Raw genomic sequence first — 18,419 nt, 5'->3', positions numbered from 1 at the left:
AAGGAATCACATGGCTAAAATTCATGAATTAACAGATGTATTGGCAGATCAAATTGCGGCTGGTGAAGTAATTGAACGACCAGCATCAGTAGTTAAAGAGCTGGTTGAAAATGCAATTGATGCTAATAGTCACCAAATTGATGTGTTGGTGAGCCAATCTGGCTTTCAAAGCATTCGCGTGATTGATGATGGCGATGGAATTGATCCTGATGATGTGGCAGTCGCTTTTAAACGCCACGCCACGAGCAAAATTACCTCACGTGAAGACTTATTTAAAGTGCACTTTTTAGGCTTTCGTGGTGAAGCTTTGCCAAGTATTGCATCTGTGGCAGATGTGGTGATGACCACTTCAACCGGTCAAAATTCAGGGACGATGATTCACATTAAGGGTGGCGAAATTGAAGCACAAAAGCCGGCTCAATCGCGTCCTGGAACAGATATCAAAGTCAGTGATTTGTTTTTTAACACACCAGCACGCTTGAAATATCTGAAATCACCACAAACTGAATTAGCCAAGATCAGTGATATTATTGATCGATTGGCGCTTGCTAATCCCGATGTAGCGATTAGTTTGGTGCATAATGACAAAGAGTTATTAAAAACGCCAGGCAATGGTAACCTGCAACAGGTGATTGCAGCGATTTATGGCATTAGTAATGCGCGCAAGATGGTACGTTTTCAAAAACAAGACCCAGACTTTCAAGTGTCTGGCTTTACATCGTTACCAGAAGTTACTAGAGCAGCGCGTCAGTATATCTCGATTCTGATTAATCACCGATACGTGCGCAATTTTCAGTTAACGAAGGCGATTATTGCTGGTTATGGTTCTAAATTAATGGTCGGTCGTTATCCCATTACCGTGCTAGATGTGGTGATGGATCCAATTCTCGTTGACGTCAATGTCCATCCAGCCAAACGTGAAGTGCGCCTTAGTAAAGAAGAGCAACTCAGCCATTTGATTACAAGCGCCATTCAAGAACAAATCAGTCAAAAGAATCTGATTCCCAATGCGATGGATAACCTCGCGTCGCAAAAGATCGACTTTAATCAGTTACAACAAGACTTAAACGAAGCATCGACAGCGTATGAACCTGATACTAAATCAACAGCCACACAAGAAACGGCTAGTTTTGATGCAAATATCCAAGCAGACATTCCAGCTGACGTGCACCCAATTATGATTCAAAAAAGTGGGGAGTTAACCATGTCAGTGATGACGGAATTTGATCAAAAGTATCAACAAGAAGAGGCCAAGCCATTTAATGATGATGACGATATTCAGCACCCTCAGAGTAAGGCTGAAGATTTAGCGCTTGATTTTAATGACCAAACACCGATTGATCAAAAACGGTTTCCAGATTTAAATTATATTGGCCAAGTGCATGGCACGTTTTTGTTAGCTCAGGGAGCTGATGGGTTATATATTTTGGATCAACATGCCGCGCAAGAACGGATTAATTACGAATACTATCGTCAAGCAATTGGTGAAGTCAGTGACGATCAACAAAATCTATTGGTACCGATTGTACTGAATTATCCGACAACCGATGCACTGCGCATTGCCGAAAAACAAGATGTCCTGACAAAAGTTGGACTCAATTTGGAAAACTTTGGGCAAAATAGTTTTATTGTTCGGAGCCATCCAACGTGGTTCAAACAAGGCCAAGAAGAAGACACCATCAAAGAAATGGTGGATTGGATTCTTGCAGATGGTAAATTAACTGTGGCTCAATTCCGTGAAAAAACGGCCATTATGATGAGCTGTAAACGGGCCATTAAAGCTAATCATTATTTAAATGATCAGCAAGCCAAAGCGCTCTTACAAAAATTACCAGAATGTGAAAACCCATTTAATTGCCCTCACGGCCGACCAGTAACGGTTAGTTTTACCGAAACGGACTTGGAAAAAATGTTTAAACGAATTCAAGATTCGCATAGTGCTTATGCGGGAGAATTTGACGAACACGAGTTTTAAGTTTTTAATGAATTGAGATTATTAATGATGAAGGGTGGCAGAACCAGTGTATGAATATTTAACAGGCATCGTGGCGGCAATTAATCCAGGCTACGTTGTTTTAGACGTCAACGGTGTCGGTTATAAGCTCTTTAGTGCAAACCCATACCATTATCAAGTTGACGCAAATAAGTCAGTAACCATTTACGTCTATCAGGCCGTTCGTGAAAATGAGATGACCTTGTTTGGCCTAAAAGATGCTGCAGAAAAACAATTGTTTGAACAACTCATTAACGTTTCAGGGATTGGGCCGAAAAGTGCGCTGGCGATTTTAGCCAACGATGATCATTCTGGCTTGGTTAATGCGATTACAAATGATGATCCAACCTATTTGACGAAATTTCCAGGGGTGGGTAAGAAAACGGCCTCTCAAATTGTGTTGGACCTGAAGAATAAACTTGGCAAAATTGACCTTGGTGTCGATCCACAACTGACTAATTTGGACAGTACTGCAGCACAAAGTGACAATCCACAGTTGAACGATGCCTTAGATGCTTTAAGTGCGCTGGGGTATCGAGAACGTGATGTTAATAAGGTGGCCAAAGCATTAATTAAAATACCCGAAACAAATACGGATGGTTACTTGCGGCAAGCATTGAAACTACTGACGAAGTAATTAGGTGAATATGATGACAGAAGAAGACAATCAGAATCTATTGTCGGGGCATAATGAAGATGAAAATGAAGCTAGTTTTGAACTTTCATTACGACCACAAACTTTAACTGAATATATTGGGCAAGATAAGATTAAACATGAACTGCAAATCTATATTGAAGCCGCAAAAAATCGCGATGAGTCACTGGATCACGTTTTACTATACGGACCGCCTGGATTAGGGAAAACCACGCTATCAATGGTGATTGCTCATGAAATGGGCGTCAATATTAAGACCACTAGTGGGCCAGCTATTGAAAAACCGGGTGACTTGGTGGCGATGCTCAATGAATTGGAAGCAGGGGATGTTTTATTTATTGATGAAATTCATCGTTTGCCTAAAATAGTTGAAGAAATTCTTTATTCGGCAATGGAAGACTACTTTGTCGACATTGTTGTCGGCCAAGGCCCGACTGCTCATCCAATTCATTTTCCATTACCACCATTCACATTGATTGGTGCCACGACCCGGGCAGGATTATTGTCAGCACCGTTGCGTGATCGGTTTGGAATTGTTGAACGGATGGATTATTACAATGTGGCTGATTTAGAGCAAATTATTTTGCGTTCTACAAAAATTTTTGACACGGTGATTGATGAACAAGGGGCCAAAGAGCTGGCGACCCGATCGCGAGGAACACCGCGAATTGCGAACCGCTTGTTAAAACGGGTTCGTGATTTTGCCCAGGTGAAACAAGATGGTGCAATCACCAAGAACGTGATTGATGACGCGTTGAAACTACTGCGCGTTGACAGCGAAGGCCTTGACGAAACCGACCTGAAGTTGTTAAATACAATGATTGATTATTATCAAGGTGGCCCAGTGGGATTAAATACAATTGCCGCTAATATTGGTGAAGAAGCCGATACGATTGCTGAAATGTATGAACCTTACTTATTGCAAATTGGCTATCTCAAACGCACACCGCGTGGCCGCGTGGTCACGCAAGCAGCATACGATCATTTAGGACGTAATAATCCGAAATTAAAAGGAGAATAAACACATGGCAGAACTAACTGTTGACGATTTTGATTATGACTTACCGCACGAATTGATTGCACAAACACCGATTAAAGAACGTGATGAATCACGATTATTAGTGTTAGATCACACTACTGGTGAAATGAGCGATCAACATTTTTATAACATTATTGACCAATTAAATCCTGGGGATGCGGTTGTGATGAATAATTCACGTGTTATGCCCGCCCGAATTTATGGTGAAAAACCAGATACTGGTGGTCATATTGAAGTGTTATTACTACATAATACCGAAGGCGATCGCTGGGAAACATTAGTTAAACCAGCTAAACGAGCTAAAGTTGGCACTAAAATCACGTTTGGTGATGGTCAACTGACCGCAACGATTGTCGAAGAACTCGAACATGGTGGACGGATTATTGAATTTCATTACGATGGTATCTTCATGGAAGTACTTGAAAAATTAGGAGAAACGCCACTACCACCTTATATCAAAGAAAAACTCGATGATCCTGAGCGCTACCAAACAGTGTATGCTAAGGAAAACGGATCTGCTGCGGCACCGACAGCTGGTCTACATTGGACTAAAGATCTCTTGCAAAAAGTCCAAGATAAGGGTATTAAATTGGTTTATCTGACACTTCACGTTGGTCTAGGAACTTTTCGACCAGTTGATGAAGAACGCATTGAAGATCACAAGATGCACAGTGAATTTTATCGTTTGGATGAAGCCTCAGCTAAGACATTGAACGAAGTGCGTAAAAATGGCGGGCGTATTATTGCCACTGGAACGACATCAATTCGCACTTTAGAAACGATTGGAACCAAGTTTAATGGTGAAATCCATGCTGATTCTGGTTGGACTGATATCTTCATTAAGCCTGGCTATCAATGGCAAGTTGTCGATGCATTTATTACTAATTTCCATTTGCCAAAGTCAACGCTTGTGATGTTAGTGGCTGCCTTTACAGGCCGTGATAAAATTTTGAATGCCTATCAACACGCGATTCAAGAAAAATATCGTTTCTTTAGTTTTGGCGATGCCATGTTTATTAAATAACCTGCTACGGAGGAATTATGGAACCCGCAATTAAATATCGTTTAATTAAAAAAGACAAACACACTGGCGCACGCCTCGGTGAATTAATTACCCCGCATGGTACCTTTCCAACACCAATGTTTATGCCAGTTGGCACGCAAGCAACGGTTAAAAGTATCGCGCCTGAAGAACTTGATGAAATGGGTGCCGGCGTTATTCTCGCCAATACCTATCATCTATGGTTGCAACCTGGAGAAAAACTCGTAGAAGAAGCGGGTGGTTTGCACAAGTTCATGAACTGGGATAAAGGAATCTTAACCGATTCTGGTGGTTTTCAAGTTTTCTCACTTGCTAAACATCGTGATATTAAAGAAGAAGGGGTCACGTTTAGAGATCCCGTCAGTGGTTCCAAGATGTTCTTGTCGCCTGAAAAAGCCATTCAAATCGAAAATGCGCTGGGGCCTGACATCATGATGAGCTTTGACGAATGTCCACCGTATTTTGAAACGTACGATTACATCAAAAAGTCGGTGGAACGCACGAGTCGGTGGGCGCAACGAGGACTGGAAGCACATCAAAATCCTGATTGGCAAGGCCTGTTTGGAATTGTTCAAGGAGCTGGATTCAAAGCGTTGCGCCAACAAAGTGCGCGCGACCTAGTTAGCATGGATTTTCCTGGTTATTCGGTCGGTGGCTTATCTGTGGGTGAGTCAAAAGAAGAAATGAATCGAGTTTTAGAAATGACGACACCATTGTTGCCAGAAAATAAGCCACGCTACTTGATGGGCGTCGGTACCGCTGATTCGTTAATCGATGGTGTGATGCGTGGCATTGACATGTTTGATTGTGTCTTGCCAACACGCATTGCCCGAAACGGGACGTGCATGACATCGCATGGTCGTCTAGTCGTTAAAAATGCCCAATACGCCCATGACTTTGGCCCATTAGATGATAATTGTGATTGTTATGTCTGCCGCAATTATAGTCGCGCCTATATTCGTCACTTGCTCCATGTGGGAGAGACATTTGGTCTGCGGTTAACCAGTTATCACAATTTATATTACTTAATTCACTTGATGCAAGATTTGCGCCAAGCCATTGCCGATGATCATGTATTAGAATTTCGCGAAGAAGTCTTTGAACAGTATGGATTTAACTTACCCAATGCGAAAAATTTCTAGTCATAGTGGCAATTTTTCATAATCTTTGCTAAAGTTGTTATTATAATTTAAAGTAGAAGGGATGCAAATTTAATGCAAGGAATGTCCGGAATCTTATTAATTGTTGTGATGATCGCTTTGATGTATTTCATGATGATCCGTCCACAACAAAAACAACGTAGTCAACACCAACAAATGGTTAGTCAATTAAAGAAGGGCGATCACGTTATTACTATTGGTCGTTTACACGGTGTCGTTGATGAAGTCAACAATGCTAATAAAACAGTTGTTTTGGACTGTGAAGGTATCTTTTTAACGTTTGATTTAGCTGCTGTTGCCAGTGTTAATGCTGGCGGTGCGCAACCTGCTGCCGCTAAAGCAGCACCGGCTGAAGAAAAGCCTGCTGAAAGTGCTGCAAGTGAAGAAACACCACAAGCAACCGACGATGCAAAAAATGATGCGAAAGAAGATGCACCACAAGAAACAGCAGAACCTTCAGATTCTGAAGAAAAGTAAATTACTAATCAAAAAGAAGGTGTGACGTTTGTCACATCTTCTTTTTTTAACCGGAGCACGATAGTCAGGTGAACCAGATGGCAGAATTTATGCAAGTTCCATTAAATGTGAATACTTCCAGAAAGATCATCCATATTGACATGGATGCTTTTTATGCCCAAATTGAAATGCGTGATCACCCGCAATGGCGAAACAAACCACTGGTGATCGCCAAAGATCCTCGCAAAACTGGTGGTCATGGCGTGGTCACGACGGCCAATTACGTGGCTCGCAAACAAGGGGTTCATTCAGCGATGCCTGCCCAAAAAGCACTTGAATTGGCGCCTAATGCCATTTTTAAGACACCCGATTTTCCGTTGTATCGAGAAATTTCGCATCAAATTCACGAAATTTTTCATGAATACACAGATAAAATCGAACCCATTGCCTTTGATGAAGCTTACCTAGATGTGACTGAAAATAAAAAAGGGTTGCACAGCGCGATTGAAGTTGCGCATCAACTGCAAGCTGAAATTTTTGCGAAGACGAATCTGACTTGTTCAACAGGCATTTCCTATAATAAATTTTTAGCAAAATTAGCTTCAGACTACATGAAACCAGTCAGTGTCACAATTGTCCGTTATGAAGATGTCCATGATTTTTTGATGCGTCTACCAATTGAAAAGTTTCGCGGGGTGGGTAAAAAGACGGTGCCCAAAATGCATGATTTAGGGATCTTAACGGGCCAAGAATTGTATGATCAATCCGAAAATGATTTAATTAAAAACTTTGGTAAATTAGGCTACGCGCTGTATCGACGGGTCCGCGGTAGTGATGACCGACCAGTAGAATATCAACGAGATCGTAAATCGATTGGAAAGGAACGCACGTTTAATCCATTTTTAACGACTAATGAGCAAGTCGATACACAACTCAAAAAAATTGCACAATTAGTTGAACAAACATTGCGAACACAACAAAAACATGGCAAAACGTTGGTAGTGAAGGCCAGAAATCAGGATTTTGAAACCATTACAAAACGCCATACAGAAGATGATTATTTACCAGTCGATGCGCAGACTATTTATGAGCTGGCCAAATCCATTTTTGAAACTGTTCATCGATCGGGAGATTCAATGCGCTTGTTAGGCATTACCATTACCAATTTAGCGCCTTTGAAGTACGAAAATATGACATTACCATTATTTAAAGAACAACTGACATCTAATTTTGATGTTTCAGATTAATCCATGTATACTAGACAAGGTTTAACATGAGCACGGAGAAAGGATTTATTCCATGAACGAACAACAAGCAATTTTTACCTTAATTAAAAAGTATCAAAAAATCATCATCCATCGTCATCAACGGCCTGATCCAGATGCGATTGGCTCCCAAGTGGGTTTAGCTGAAATTTTAAAGGCCTCATTTCCATACAAGGACATTTCCGTTGTCGGAAAACATATTCCCGGTTTCGACTGGATTGGTGAGATGAACGAGATTGATAATGACGCTTTTACAGATGCCCTAGTGATTGTCACAGATACGGCCAACGCACCGCGAATTGATGATCGGCGCTTTGATCAAGGCGACAAACTAGTTAAAATTGATCATCATCCAAATGATGAACCTTATGGTGATGTGATGTGGGTTGAAGATCAAGCCTCAAGTTCGTCTGAATTGATTTATGATTTTTATGAACAATTTAAAGATGAACTGACACTGCCACAACATGCGGCCCATGCCTTATTAGCTGGAATTGTTGGTGACACAGGTCGTTTCTTGTATCCTGCCACGAGCGCTCATACGCTTGAAGTAGCTGCTGGATTAGTGGCTGCAGGCGCAGATTTGGCTCAAATTGGCCAACACGAAGATGAATTATCACTTCCCGTTGCCCGTTTGTCAGCCTATGTCTTTGAAAACTTAACGATTTTAGATCATGGTGCTGCCTATTTGATTTTGACCACCGAAATTATGGAAAAATTCAAGTTAGGTGATGCCGGAACGTCAGGCATTGTTCCGATTCCAGGTAAAATTAGTACGGTTGAATCATGGGCAATTTTTGTGCAGCAAGATGATAAAACATACCGTGTGCGTCTACGTTCAAAGGGTGCACCAATTAATGAAATCGCCAAACATCATGACGGCGGTGGCCATGAATTAGCCAGCGGTGCTAAAGCTAAAGATCAAGCTGAAATTGATCAAATTATTCACGAACTCGATGAATTGACCACGAATAATCGTGGTGGGGGAAATTAATGACAGAAACATTTGCACAATTGAATTTAAAACCGTACTTACAAGCGGCGGTTAAAGACTTAGGGTTCCAAAAACCGACACCTATTCAAGCACGGTTAATTCCGGTGATTGAAAACGGCCAGAGTGTTGTTGGTCAATCACAAACGGGTAGTGGCAAAACGCATGCCTTTTTGCTACCTATTTTTAATCAAGTTAAGGCTACAGATCACCAAGTTCAAGCCGTAATTACCACACCTAGCCGTGAGCTAGCTTATCAAATTTATGATGCCGCTAAACAGTTAGTTTCATTTGCTGATGACGACCTCATCGTCCATAACTATGTCGGGGGCACTGACAAGAGTCGTCAAATTGAACAATTAAATCGTCATCAACCACAGATTGTGATTGGGACACCGGGACGCATTATGGACTTGGTGAGTGATGGCGCGTTAGATATTCATTTAGCAACCCAATTTGTTGTGGATGAGGCGGATATGACGCTTGATATGGGCTTTTTGGATCAAGTTGACAAGATTGCCGCTGCCTTACCTAAAGACGTGCAGATGATGGTTTTTTCTGCCACCATTCCACAAAAACTACGTCCATTTTTGAAGAAGTATTTGCAAAATCCAGTTGTGGAAGAGATTCCTGTGGAAACTGTGATTAGTCCGACAATCGAAAATTGGTTGATGCCAACTAAAGGCCGTAGTAAAAATGAATTAATTTACCAATTGATTACCATGGGTGAACCGTACTTAGTGTTGATTTTTGCTAATACTAAAACGCGAGTCGAAGAAATCAATCATTACCTGAAGAGCAAAAACCTCAAAGTGGCGATGATTCATGGTGGAATTGAACCAAGACAACGAAAACGGGTCATGAAAGCTATTCATAATTTAGATTATCAATTTGTCGTTGCTACCGATTTGGCGGCGCGTGGCATTGATATTGACGGCGTATCTATGGTTATTAACGATGGTATTCCCAACGATTTGGAATACTTTATTCATCGAGTAGGCCGAACCGGGCGTAAGAATATGCATGGTGTGGCGGTTACCTTTTATGAACCAGATGACGATCAACAAATCGATGATCTTGAAAAAATGGGCATTCATTTTATGCCTAAAGAGATCAAAAATAATGAGGTCGTAGATTCATATGATCGTAAGCGCCGGACTAAACGGCGAACAAGACAAGACGAACTTGATCCAACTATGAAAGGGTTTGTCAAAAAAACCAAGAAAAAAGTCAAACCAGGATACAAAAAGAAGATTAAAAGTGCGATTTCTGACTCTGAACGCCAAAAGAAAAAGTTGGAACGCAGACATGAAACGCGGGTCGCCAAACGACAAAAAAAAGCGCGACATGTTGACTTTTAAATTTGAAGTCATCTATAATAAAGCCTGTCAGGGACATATTTAGTTTTTGCTCATTTTAAGAAACGTTTTGGTTGCTGGAAAAAACGAAGGGCTTAACTAAATGCTACCCAAAATAAGTTATGCGACTCAGCATTATCGAGATTAAGTGGTTAACGATTTCCATCGTTGCAAGCAAAGTGGTACCGCGTCATTGTGCGTCTTTGCTAGCAATGGTGGATTTTATTTTTGATTGGAAGGTAGATAATATGAAAACAGTAAAACAGTTATCCAGTGCACAAGTGCGAGATATGTTCTTGGAATTTTTTAAGGAACATGGACACAAAATTGAACCAAGTGCGCCATTAGTACCAGTTGATGATCCAACGTTATTGTGGATTAATTCTGGTGTCGCCACTATGAAAAAATACTTTGATGGGTCAGTGGTGCCAGACAATCCTCGCTTGGCCAGCTCACAAAAAAGTATTCGCACAAATGATATTGAAAATGTTGGTAAAACAGCACGTCACCACACCTTATTTGAAATGTTAGGAAACTTTTCAGTAGGGGATTATTTCAAAAAAGAAGTGATTCCCTGGGCCTGGGAATTATTGACTGATGATAAGTGGTTTGGGTTTGATCCTAATCGCCTGTATATTACCGTCTACCCCAAAGATCAAGAAACCAAAAAGCTTTGGCAAAAGATCGGTGTCGCTGATGATCATATTCTCGAAGATGAAGATAATTTCTGGGATATTGGTCAGGGCCCTTCTGGCCCCGACTCTGAAGTTTTTTATGACCGTGGTCAAGAAATGAATAATGTTAGTGTCGACGATCCAGAAAATTATCCGGGTGGCGAAAATGAACGTTACTTGGAAATTTGGAACATTGTCTTTTCACAATTTAATCACACACCCGAGGATACTTATGAACCATTGCCCCATAAAAACATTGATACGGGGATGGGACTCGAACGAGTGGTGTCGATTTTTCAACATGCTCAAACTAACTTTGAAACTGATTTATTTATGCCACTAATCGCCCAAACAGAGTCGTTTAGTGACCATAAAAAATATGGCCAGAATAAACAAGATGATGTGTCCTTTAAAGTGATTGCTGATCATATTCGGGCAATTACGTTTGCGATTGGGGATGGAGCATTACCGTCGAACGTTGGTCGCGGCTACGTCATTCGCCGATTGATTCGCCGGGCGGTTGTTAATGGCAAAAAATTAGGTATTAACGAAAGCTTTTTATATAAGATGGTTAAGACTGTTGGCCAAATTATGGAATCGTATTATCCTGAAGTACTTAAAAATGCGGCCTACATTGCTGACGTTGTCAAATCTGAAGAAGAACGCTTCTCTGCCACTTTAAATGACGGATTGAATTTACTCAATCAAGTATTAGAAAATACTAAAGAACAGCACTTAGACAAAGTTGACGGGGCTTCAGCTTTCAAGTTATATGATACTTATGGTTTCCCATTTGAATTAACCCGTGAATATGCGATGGATGCGGGATTAGATGTTGATGAGGATGGCTTTCAAGTTGAAATGAAGCAACAACAAGCCCGTGCACGAAATGCTCGTTCTGATGAAAAATCAATGGGTGTGCAAAGTGACTTATGGACAGACTTTAAAGATGATAGTGAGTATGTTGGTTATACGCAACTCAACGTTGCAGATGCTAAAGTGATTGCATTAGCCCAGAATGATCAATTAGTAGATGCTGCAGAAGTGAGCGATCAACCTGTACAAATGGTGTTTGATCAAACACCGTTTTACGCTGAAATGGGTGGTCAAGTAGGTGATACTGGGGTAATTACAGATCATAATGGGACCTTAATTGGTCATGTAGTCGACGTGCAACATGCACCTAATGGGCAAAACTTACACTCAGTTCAATTGAGCCAACCTGTCAAAAAAGGCACGCGCTATCAACTAACAGTTGATCGTCAACGTCATTTAAAAATTGAAAAGAATCATACGTCAACCCACTTACTCGATCAAGCACTTCGTAATGTCCTCGGTGGTCACACGCAACAAGCAGGATCATTAGTTGAGCAACATTACTTGCGCTTTGATTTCAATCATTTTGGTGCAGTCACAAAAGATGATTTAGCTAAAGTGGAACAAATGGTGAACGATCAAATTTGGGCCGAAATTCCGGTTCAGACGGTTGAAACTGATTTAGAATCCGCCAAAAAAATGGGCGCAATCGCCTTGTTCAGTGAAAAATATGGTGATAAGGTCCGTGTGGTTAAAATCGGTGATTTTAATACCGAGTTTTGTGGTGGCGACCATGTCGGCAACACAAATGAAATTGGATTGTTTAAAATTGTTTCAGAAGGTGGCGTTGGTGCCGGCGTGCGTCGAATTGAAGCAGTGACGTCAAGTGATGCATTTGACTACTTACAAAATCAAGAAGATCTTTTAACAAATACGGCTGGCATTTTAAAGGCACCGCAAGTTAAAGAGGTACCACATAAAGTGGAAAGTCTCCAAGCAGATTTAAAGCAACTCCAACAAAAAATTGATAAATTAGAAAATAAATTGGCATCAGCACAAGCTGACGATGTGTTTAACAATGTTGAAAAAACTGCCAAAGGTACTTTAATTGCAGCGAATGTCAACGTATCGGGAATGGATCAATTACGTCAACTAGCTGATTCATGGCGGGCAAAGCAATTGTCTGATGTGCTTGTGTTAGCCACAAGTGTTGCCGGTAAAGCTAACTTATTGGTTGCCGTGAGCGAAGACAAGACCGATATTGTTAAGGCTGGTGATTTAATCAAAGCCATTGCGCCAGCAATTGGTGGCGGCGGTGGTGGCCGTCCTAATTTAGCTCAAGCGGGTGGTAAAAACCCAGCTGGAATTGACGAAGCACTTAAGTTAGCCAAAGAAACACTGAATGCTTAGATTAGTATTACGATATGATTACAACGAATGCATGCGATTGTACTTTGTCGTTTAGTTTAGTAAAATTAGTGGGACAGAGGAAGGGTAGGTGTTTATGATGGCAACTGATAAAACAATGTTTTTTGACTTTGGTAATAAAGATCAAAAAGATGTGCATGAAACGTTAAACACAGTTTATAATGCGCTGGAGGAGAAAGGATATAATCCAATTAACCAAATTGTTGGCTATTTGCTATCAGGCGACCCAGCATATATTCCGCGCTTAAACGACGCACGTAATTTGATTCGTAAGCATGAACGCGATGAAATTATTGAAGAATTGGTTCGTGCGTATTTAAAGACTAACGGAGATGCATAAATGCGGTTGATGGGATTAGACGTTGGTTCAAGAACTGTGGGTGTGGCAGTCAGTGATCAATTGGGCTGGACGGCTCAAGGGGTAGAAATTGTACCCATTAACGAAGACAAAGCGGAATTTGGAATTGAGCGGATGAAAGAATTAGTCCAAAAATACCAAGTAAGTGGATTTGTGTTAGGATTGCCAAAAAACATGAACAACACGAGCGGCCCACGTGTCCAAGCGGCTAAAGATTATGGTGATTTATTAATCAAAACGTTCAATTTACCGATTGATTTTCAAGATGAACGACTGACAACTGTGGAAGCATCACGGATGTTAGTTGAACAAGCTGACACATCACGTAAAAAGCGCAAGCAGGTCATCGATAAGTTGGCAGCGAGCTTAATTCTCCAAAATTACCTAGATGGTCACGGCAAACTAACAAAGAAATTGTGAGGAAAATTAAATGAGCAATTCAGACAAAAATGACGATCTCATCACTTTAGTTGATGACGATGGCAATGAAGAGTTATACAAAGTGCTGTTTACTTTTGATTCAGATGATTATGGCAAATCATATGTGTTGATGTACCCAGCCAGCGCGGAAAACGACGATGAAGTCGATATCCAAGCCTATGCCTATCATCCAGTAGATGAAAATTCAGATAGCGATTCAGAAGGCGAGTTGGAACCAATCGAAGACGACGCTGAATGGTCAATGGTTGAAGAAGTTTTGAATACATTCTTGGATGACGATGGGAACTTTAACGCATAATTAGAGTGCGGAGAAAGCCGGGTAACTTCTGAGGATTAACGTGCTAAAAGTGAAATCCCTGGTTTTGGGATTTTGCTTTTAGCGGGTTAACCGGAAGAAGTTGGCTTTCGGAGCACGTTTCGGCATCAAAAAGAGAAAACAAAAAAAGGAGATTACCCCAGGTAATCTCCTTTAATATTCATTCTAATAATGTTTCCGCAAAATTTCCTGCGCTTTTTGTGTATTTTGAAAATGCAATTTAGCAAGTTCACTCAAATCAGCACCTTGATGCAATAACTGTGCTGCAATTTGATCAACAGCATTACCAGCCCCAATTGGCAAAGTCATACCGGCTTGGTCAGTCAATTCATCCATCGCTTGTAATGACACATACCGAGCAATAATTGAAGCGGCAGCGACCGCGACGTGAGCCTGTTCACCGCGAACTTGGAAAAACACATTTTGCCGGACAATTGGCGACTGGCCTTTTAAGTAACGATAATAAGTGCTAGGGGCGACAAATTGGTCAATTAAGATGGCATCAGGAGTCGTTGGTGCAATTTTTTGCAGGACTTTTTGCAGGGCTAAATTATGACAAAGGGCCTTTAATTGTCCTTGATTGTATTTTTTGATCAAGGCGTTATACTTACTGGGCATGAGATTAACCACATGATAGGGAACCATCGTGAGTAATTCTTTAGCCATTTTAATAATTTGCGGGTCGGTTAGTTTTTTGGAGTCTTGAATCCCCATGGCACTAATTTTAGCGACCTGATCAGAAGTAACGAACGTTGCAGCGACTGTCAAAGGACCAAAATAACTACCAGTGCCGACTTCATCAGAGCCAATTACTGAAAGCTGGTCAAAATGGGCTGGTAAAGTGCCAGTAGTTGTTTTTTGTGAGTTGGTCGTAGGAATCTCTAAGTGCCAGTGGGCAATTTCTGCAGCGATTGACGTGCCTTGAAACATGACTTTCCCTGATTGATACCCCGTAATAGTCACTGCGCTTTTTTTGGCACGAAAAAGTGCACCAGCAGGTGGTGTCGTCGTATTTGCTTGATAGTATGCTTTCATCTGGGCAAGCATTTTGGGTGAAACTTTAAAAACTTGTTGCATAATTTACCTCGTCATTTTTACTAATGCTATTAGTGTAGCATAGTTGTGATTAGTAAATCAGTTTTGTTCATGCTAAACTATTAAAGATGATTTCATACTTGGAGGTAGCAAAATGCAGCAACCAAATAAACGATATAAAATTGCCATTGACGGGCATGACTATGTAATTACTGGGCCAGGATCAAAAGAATTGATTCAGACAACTCAACATCTATTGAATCAACAATTAAATCATTTGAAAGAAGTTAATCCGCAACTTTCAGAAGTACAACGCGCAAATTTAGTCGCATTTAATGCGATTGCGGATCAAATTAATAAGCAGGCTGAACTTGATGATGTTTTGAACAATAAAGGTAGTGAGCACAAATGATTTTAACAATTGCTATTATTATCTTGTTAATTTTCAGTTTTTGGCGTGGCCAACATCGAGGTTTGTTGAAAATGATTTTAAACCTCGTTACCTATGTCATTGCGATTGCTGTTGCGGGTAATTTTGCCGCCCGGCTCGGTGATGTTTTTAGTGGCTGGTTTCCAACAGTCGATACGGTTTCACAAACTTCAGGAAGTGCGTTAAATAGTAGTAACGGTAACCAATTTTTATATAACGGTATTGCGTTTATTATCTTGTTTTTATTAACGATGCTCCTTTGTCATTGGCTCATTAATCGCTTAAATTTAATTACAAAAGTGCCTGTGATCCATCAAGTTAATGCTGTTTTAGGGGGCGTGATTAATTTGGTGATTTGTTATGTTGTGATTTTTTTTGCGTTAACAATTTTTCAAGTTGTCCCAAGTGACTGGTGGCAACAGCAATTAACAAGTTCCAATTTAGCAAATTGGATGATTAACAACACGCCACTGTTATCTAATCAAGTGGTGTTTTGGTTGACGTCACATTAAAAGCTGACAAGCTTTTGTGACCATGGAAGGAACAAACATGAACACGAAAATTTTAGAAACATTAGAATATCAACGAATTATTGATCAATTGAATCAATATACGGTTTCTGCGGCAGGAAAACGTGAAGTAAATAAGATGCAGCCATCAAGTGATCGTGAATTAGTTCAAGAAATGATCATTCAAACTAGCGACGCTGCTGATATTTTGCGCATTGCCGGTGGCATTCCACTGCCCAAACTGGCAGATATTTCCGTGCCGTTAAAGCGGCTGGATATTGACGCAACTTTGAGTGGTTCAGAGCTTGCCTTAGTTAGTAAAGTATTATTGACGACGGCTGCAGTACGCCATTTTTTCGCTGATTTAGCTGATCGTAATATTGAACTACAAGTCCTACCACAATTAGTGCAGAAGCTGATGACCCTTGATGATGTCACGAAACGATTAAAAAATTCAATTGAGGGCGATGGCCGTCTGAAAGATGAGGCCTCAACTAAATTACACGGCATTCGGCAACAAATCAGCAAACTGGAAGTTCAAATTCGGCAACAAATGGAGGACTACACACGAGGTAAAAATGCCAAATATCTCAGTGACACGATCGTGACAATGCGTAATGATCGTTACGTTATTCCCGTCTTAGCCAATTATCGTGCTAAATTTGGCGGTGTCGTGCATGATGAAAGTCAAAGTGGACAAACCTTGTTTATTGAACCACAGGCTGTCATGGATTTGAATAATCGTCTTCGTCAGTATCAGGGTGAACAAAAGGTGGAAGAGCTGCGTATTTTACAAGAATTATCGGCATTAATTGCACCGTACCGGACAGAAATTGCCAATAATGAAAAAATCTTAGGCCAATTAGACTTTGTGAATGCCAAGGCCCATTTAGCCAAACAAATGAATGCGAGTTTGCCACTGGTCAGCAATCAAAACCACGTTGATCTCAGACAAGCGCGCCATCCGCTATTAGACCAACAAAAGGTGGTGGCCAATGATATTAAAATTGGTGATGACTATAAAGCAATCATCATCACAGGGCCCAACACGGGTGGAAAAACGATTACTTTGAAGACGTTAGGTCTCATTCAACTAATGGGTCAATCAGGGTTATTTATTACCACAAATGAAAATAGTTATATTGGCGTTTATGACGAGATTTTTGCTGATATTGGGGATGAACAATCACTTGAGCAAAGTTTAAGTACCTTTTCAGCGCATATGAAAAACACCATCAATATTTTGCACAGCATTAATGAACGGAGTTTGGTGTTGCTTGATGAAGTGGGTGCCGGGACTGATCCAAAAGAAGGCGCGGCATTAGCCATTTCTATTTTGGATGCCATTGGGCAAAAAGACACGACAGTGCTCGCCACCACTCATTATCCAGAACTGAAGGTTTATGGTTATGACCGACCACAAACGATTAACGCCAGTATGGAATTTGACACGCAAACACTGCGACCAACTTATCGATTATTAATGGGCATTCCGGGTCGATCGAATGCGTTTGAAATTGCCCAACGCTTGGGACTTGATGAAGCCATTATTATGCAAGCTCAAAATTTGGTTTCATCAGACAGCCAAGACCTCAATGATATGATTGGGGACTTAGTAGCGCAGCGTAAAGCTGCTAGTGATGAAACACGTGAATTGAAACAACAACTGAGTGAAACTACTGAGTTACATGAAGAATTGACGCAAAAATTCACACAATTTGAACAACAAAAAGAAAGTATGTTAGCAAAGGCTAGTCAAGAAGCCAACCATCAAGTCGCTGATGCTAAGAAAAAAGCTGATCAAATTATCAGTCAATTGCGTAAATTGGAACGACAAGGGGCTCACATTAAAGAGAACCAATTAATTTCAGCTCAGGGTGACTTAAATGCATTACATGTTGATGATCCCCGGTTGAAGAAAAATAAGGTCCTACAACGTGAAAAGCGTAAGCATGATTTTCATGTTGGGGATGCCGTTTTAGTCAAATCGTATGGCCAATATGGCGAACTAGCCGCACAAATGGGTAAAGGCCAGTGGGAAGTTCAACTAGGCATTTTGAAGATGAAGGTGGCTGAAAATGATTTAGAAAAGGTCAGCAAGTCTCAACTTGCAGATAACACGCCAAAACCCGCTAAAAAAGCAACAGTGCACGCTAGTGGTACACAACATGCTAGTGCACGACTAGACTTACGTGGTCATCGCTACGATCAAGCAATGCAAGAACTAGATCAATTTATTGATCAAGCAGTCCTTAGTAACATTGGTGCAGTTTCAATCATTCATGGCAAAGGAACCGGCGCATTACGCAAAGGGACACAAGAATATCTCCAAAGTAATCCGCGGGTGAAATCATTTGAATTTGCTAACGCCAATGCGGGTGGTGACGGCGCTACGATTGCCTATTTACAGTAACTAACAATGTGTAAGCAAAAATATTTGTTTTTCAAAGATT

Annotated in this window: 17 protein-coding genes; 16 read left to right on the top strand and 1 reads right to left on the bottom strand. The window is 40.8% G+C overall.

Translation table 11 applies throughout. The features are described from left to right. The first annotated feature begins 10 nt into the window (after positions 1-10). From mutL to ACYVQZ_RS05125, 13 genes are all read left to right on the top strand, one after another. Positions 11-1,975 carry a DNA mismatch repair endonuclease MutL gene (gene mutL / locus ACYVQZ_RS05185; protein ID WP_461240344.1) on the top strand — a complete coding sequence of 655 codons (1,965 nt, stop codon included), beginning with the start codon at positions 11-13 and terminating at the stop codon, positions 1,973-1,975. A 46-nt stretch (positions 1,976-2,021) separates the two neighbouring features. Continuing rightward, positions 2,022-2,630: a Holliday junction branch migration protein RuvA gene (gene ruvA / locus ACYVQZ_RS05180; protein WP_461240343.1), complete on the top strand. Its 609-nt coding sequence runs from the start codon at positions 2,022-2,024 to the stop codon at positions 2,628-2,630. A 13-nt stretch (positions 2,631-2,643) separates the two neighbouring features. Continuing rightward, on the top strand, positions 2,644-3,669 hold the full coding sequence (gene ruvB, locus ACYVQZ_RS05175) for a Holliday junction branch migration DNA helicase RuvB (protein ID WP_461240342.1): 1,026 nt from the start codon (positions 2,644-2,646) through the stop codon (positions 3,667-3,669). Positions 3,670-3,673: 4 nt separating this feature from the next. Further along, a complete protein-coding gene (queA, locus tag ACYVQZ_RS05170; RefSeq protein ID WP_461240341.1) occupies positions 3,674-4,711 on the top strand; it encodes a tRNA preQ1(34) S-adenosylmethionine ribosyltransferase-isomerase QueA in 1,038 nt (345 codons plus the stop codon). A 17-nt stretch (positions 4,712-4,728) separates the two neighbouring features. Continuing rightward, a complete protein-coding gene (gene tgt / locus ACYVQZ_RS05165; RefSeq protein WP_461240340.1) occupies positions 4,729-5,871 on the top strand; it encodes a tRNA guanosine(34) transglycosylase Tgt in 1,143 nt (380 codons plus the stop codon). 72 nt (positions 5,872-5,943) lie between these two features. Further along, on the top strand, positions 5,944-6,366 hold the full coding sequence (gene yajC / locus ACYVQZ_RS05160) for a preprotein translocase subunit YajC (RefSeq protein WP_461240339.1): 423 nt from the start codon (positions 5,944-5,946) through the stop codon (positions 6,364-6,366). Between the two features lie 77 nt (positions 6,367-6,443). Continuing rightward, a complete protein-coding gene (dinB, locus tag ACYVQZ_RS05155) occupies positions 6,444-7,592 on the top strand; it encodes a DNA polymerase IV (RefSeq protein ID WP_461240338.1) in 1,149 nt (382 codons plus the stop codon). A gap of 52 nt (positions 7,593-7,644) precedes the next feature. Then, the gene (locus ACYVQZ_RS05150; protein WP_461240337.1) at positions 7,645-8,604 is read left to right on the top strand and encodes a DHH family phosphoesterase; all 960 of its coding nucleotides are present in this window, start codon (positions 7,645-7,647) and stop codon (positions 8,602-8,604) included. Further along, positions 8,604-9,962: a DEAD/DEAH box helicase gene (locus ACYVQZ_RS05145; protein ID WP_461240336.1), complete on the top strand. Its 1,359-nt coding sequence runs from the start codon at positions 8,604-8,606 to the stop codon at positions 9,960-9,962. Before ACYVQZ_RS05150 ends, ACYVQZ_RS05145 begins: the two co-directional genes overlap by 1 nt. A gap of 245 nt (positions 9,963-10,207) precedes the next feature. Beyond that, positions 10,208-12,859 (top strand): alanine--tRNA ligase, encoded by a 2,652-nt coding sequence (gene alaS, locus ACYVQZ_RS05140; RefSeq protein ID WP_461240335.1) that lies wholly within the window; start codon positions 10,208-10,210, stop codon positions 12,857-12,859. Between the two features lie 94 nt (positions 12,860-12,953). After that, positions 12,954-13,217, top strand: coding sequence for an IreB family regulatory phosphoprotein (locus ACYVQZ_RS05135; RefSeq protein ID WP_461240334.1), 264 nt, complete (start codon positions 12,954-12,956; stop codon positions 13,215-13,217). Then, positions 13,218-13,655 carry a Holliday junction resolvase RuvX gene (gene ruvX / locus ACYVQZ_RS05130; protein WP_461240333.1) on the top strand — a complete coding sequence of 146 codons (438 nt, stop codon included), beginning with the start codon at positions 13,218-13,220 and terminating at the stop codon, positions 13,653-13,655. It begins immediately after the preceding gene. Positions 13,656-13,665: 10 nt separating this feature from the next. After that, entirely contained in the window at positions 13,666-13,974 is a 309-nt protein-coding gene (locus ACYVQZ_RS05125) for a DUF1292 domain-containing protein (protein WP_461240332.1), read from the top strand. A gap of 183 nt (positions 13,975-14,157) precedes the next feature. Here ACYVQZ_RS05125 and rnhC read toward each other — a convergent pair whose 3' ends face one another. Then, positions 14,158-15,069, bottom strand: a complete 912-nt coding sequence (gene rnhC / locus ACYVQZ_RS05120; RefSeq protein WP_461240331.1) for a ribonuclease HIII — start codon at positions 15,067-15,069, stop codon at positions 14,158-14,160. A 112-nt stretch (positions 15,070-15,181) separates the two neighbouring features. Between rnhC and ACYVQZ_RS05115 the strand changes: the two genes are divergently transcribed. Genes ACYVQZ_RS05115 through ACYVQZ_RS05105 form a run of 3 tightly spaced genes read left to right on the top strand, consistent with a single transcriptional unit; the run spans position 15,182 to position 18,379 of the window. Beyond that, positions 15,182-15,439: a cell division protein ZapA gene (locus ACYVQZ_RS05115; RefSeq protein WP_461240330.1), complete on the top strand. Its 258-nt coding sequence runs from the start codon at positions 15,182-15,184 to the stop codon at positions 15,437-15,439. Beyond that, positions 15,436-15,969, top strand: a complete 534-nt coding sequence (locus tag ACYVQZ_RS05110) for a CvpA family protein (RefSeq protein WP_461240329.1) — start codon at positions 15,436-15,438, stop codon at positions 15,967-15,969. Before ACYVQZ_RS05115 ends, ACYVQZ_RS05110 begins: the two co-directional genes overlap by 4 nt. Positions 15,970-16,006: 37 nt before the next feature. After that, complete coding sequence (locus ACYVQZ_RS05105) at positions 16,007-18,379, top strand: endonuclease MutS2 (protein WP_461240328.1); 2,373 nt, start codon at positions 16,007-16,009, stop codon at positions 18,377-18,379. The last annotated feature ends 40 nt before the right edge of the window (positions 18,380-18,419 follow it).

It is taken from the genome of Paucilactobacillus salsurae (assembly GCF_054784995.1).
Note: the sequence above shows the minus strand (reverse complement) of the source record. Positions and strands in the feature narration are given on the sequence as shown.

Bases quoted from the DNA above. Each gene is read 5' to 3' on its own strand.
- ACYVQZ_RS05105 (WP_461240328.1), top strand. From the start codon at position 16,007: ATGAACACGAAAATTTTAGAAACATTAGAATATCAACGAATTATTGAT.
- ACYVQZ_RS05110 (WP_461240329.1), top strand. From the start codon at position 15,436: ATGATTTTAACAATTGCTATTATTATCTTGTTAATTTTCAGTTTTTGG.
- tgt (WP_461240340.1), top strand. From the start codon at position 4,729: ATGGAACCCGCAATTAAATATCGTTTAATTAAAAAAGACAAACACACT.
- alaS (WP_461240335.1), top strand. From the start codon at position 10,208: ATGAAAACAGTAAAACAGTTATCCAGTGCACAAGTGCGAGATATGTTC.
- ACYVQZ_RS05125 (WP_461240332.1), top strand. From the start codon at position 13,666: ATGAGCAATTCAGACAAAAATGACGATCTCATCACTTTAGTTGATGAC.
- ACYVQZ_RS05145 (WP_461240336.1), top strand. From the start codon at position 8,604: ATGACAGAAACATTTGCACAATTGAATTTAAAACCGTACTTACAAGCG.
- mutL (WP_461240344.1), top strand. From the start codon at position 11: ATGGCTAAAATTCATGAATTAACAGATGTATTGGCAGATCAAATTGCG.
- ruvB (WP_461240342.1), top strand. From the start codon at position 2,644: ATGACAGAAGAAGACAATCAGAATCTATTGTCGGGGCATAATGAAGAT.
- dinB (WP_461240338.1), top strand. From the start codon at position 6,444: ATGGCAGAATTTATGCAAGTTCCATTAAATGTGAATACTTCCAGAAAG.
- ruvX (WP_461240333.1), top strand. From the start codon at position 13,218: ATGCGGTTGATGGGATTAGACGTTGGTTCAAGAACTGTGGGTGTGGCA.
- yajC (WP_461240339.1), top strand. From the start codon at position 5,944: ATGCAAGGAATGTCCGGAATCTTATTAATTGTTGTGATGATCGCTTTG.
- ACYVQZ_RS05135 (WP_461240334.1), top strand. From the start codon at position 12,954: ATGATGGCAACTGATAAAACAATGTTTTTTGACTTTGGTAATAAAGAT.
- ACYVQZ_RS05150 (WP_461240337.1), top strand. From the start codon at position 7,645: ATGAACGAACAACAAGCAATTTTTACCTTAATTAAAAAGTATCAAAAA.
- ACYVQZ_RS05115 (WP_461240330.1), top strand. From the start codon at position 15,182: ATGCAGCAACCAAATAAACGATATAAAATTGCCATTGACGGGCATGAC.
- rnhC (WP_461240331.1), bottom strand. From the start codon at position 15,069: ATGCAACAAGTTTTTAAAGTTTCACCCAAAATGCTTGCCCAGATGAAA.
- queA (WP_461240341.1), top strand. From the start codon at position 3,674: ATGGCAGAACTAACTGTTGACGATTTTGATTATGACTTACCGCACGAA.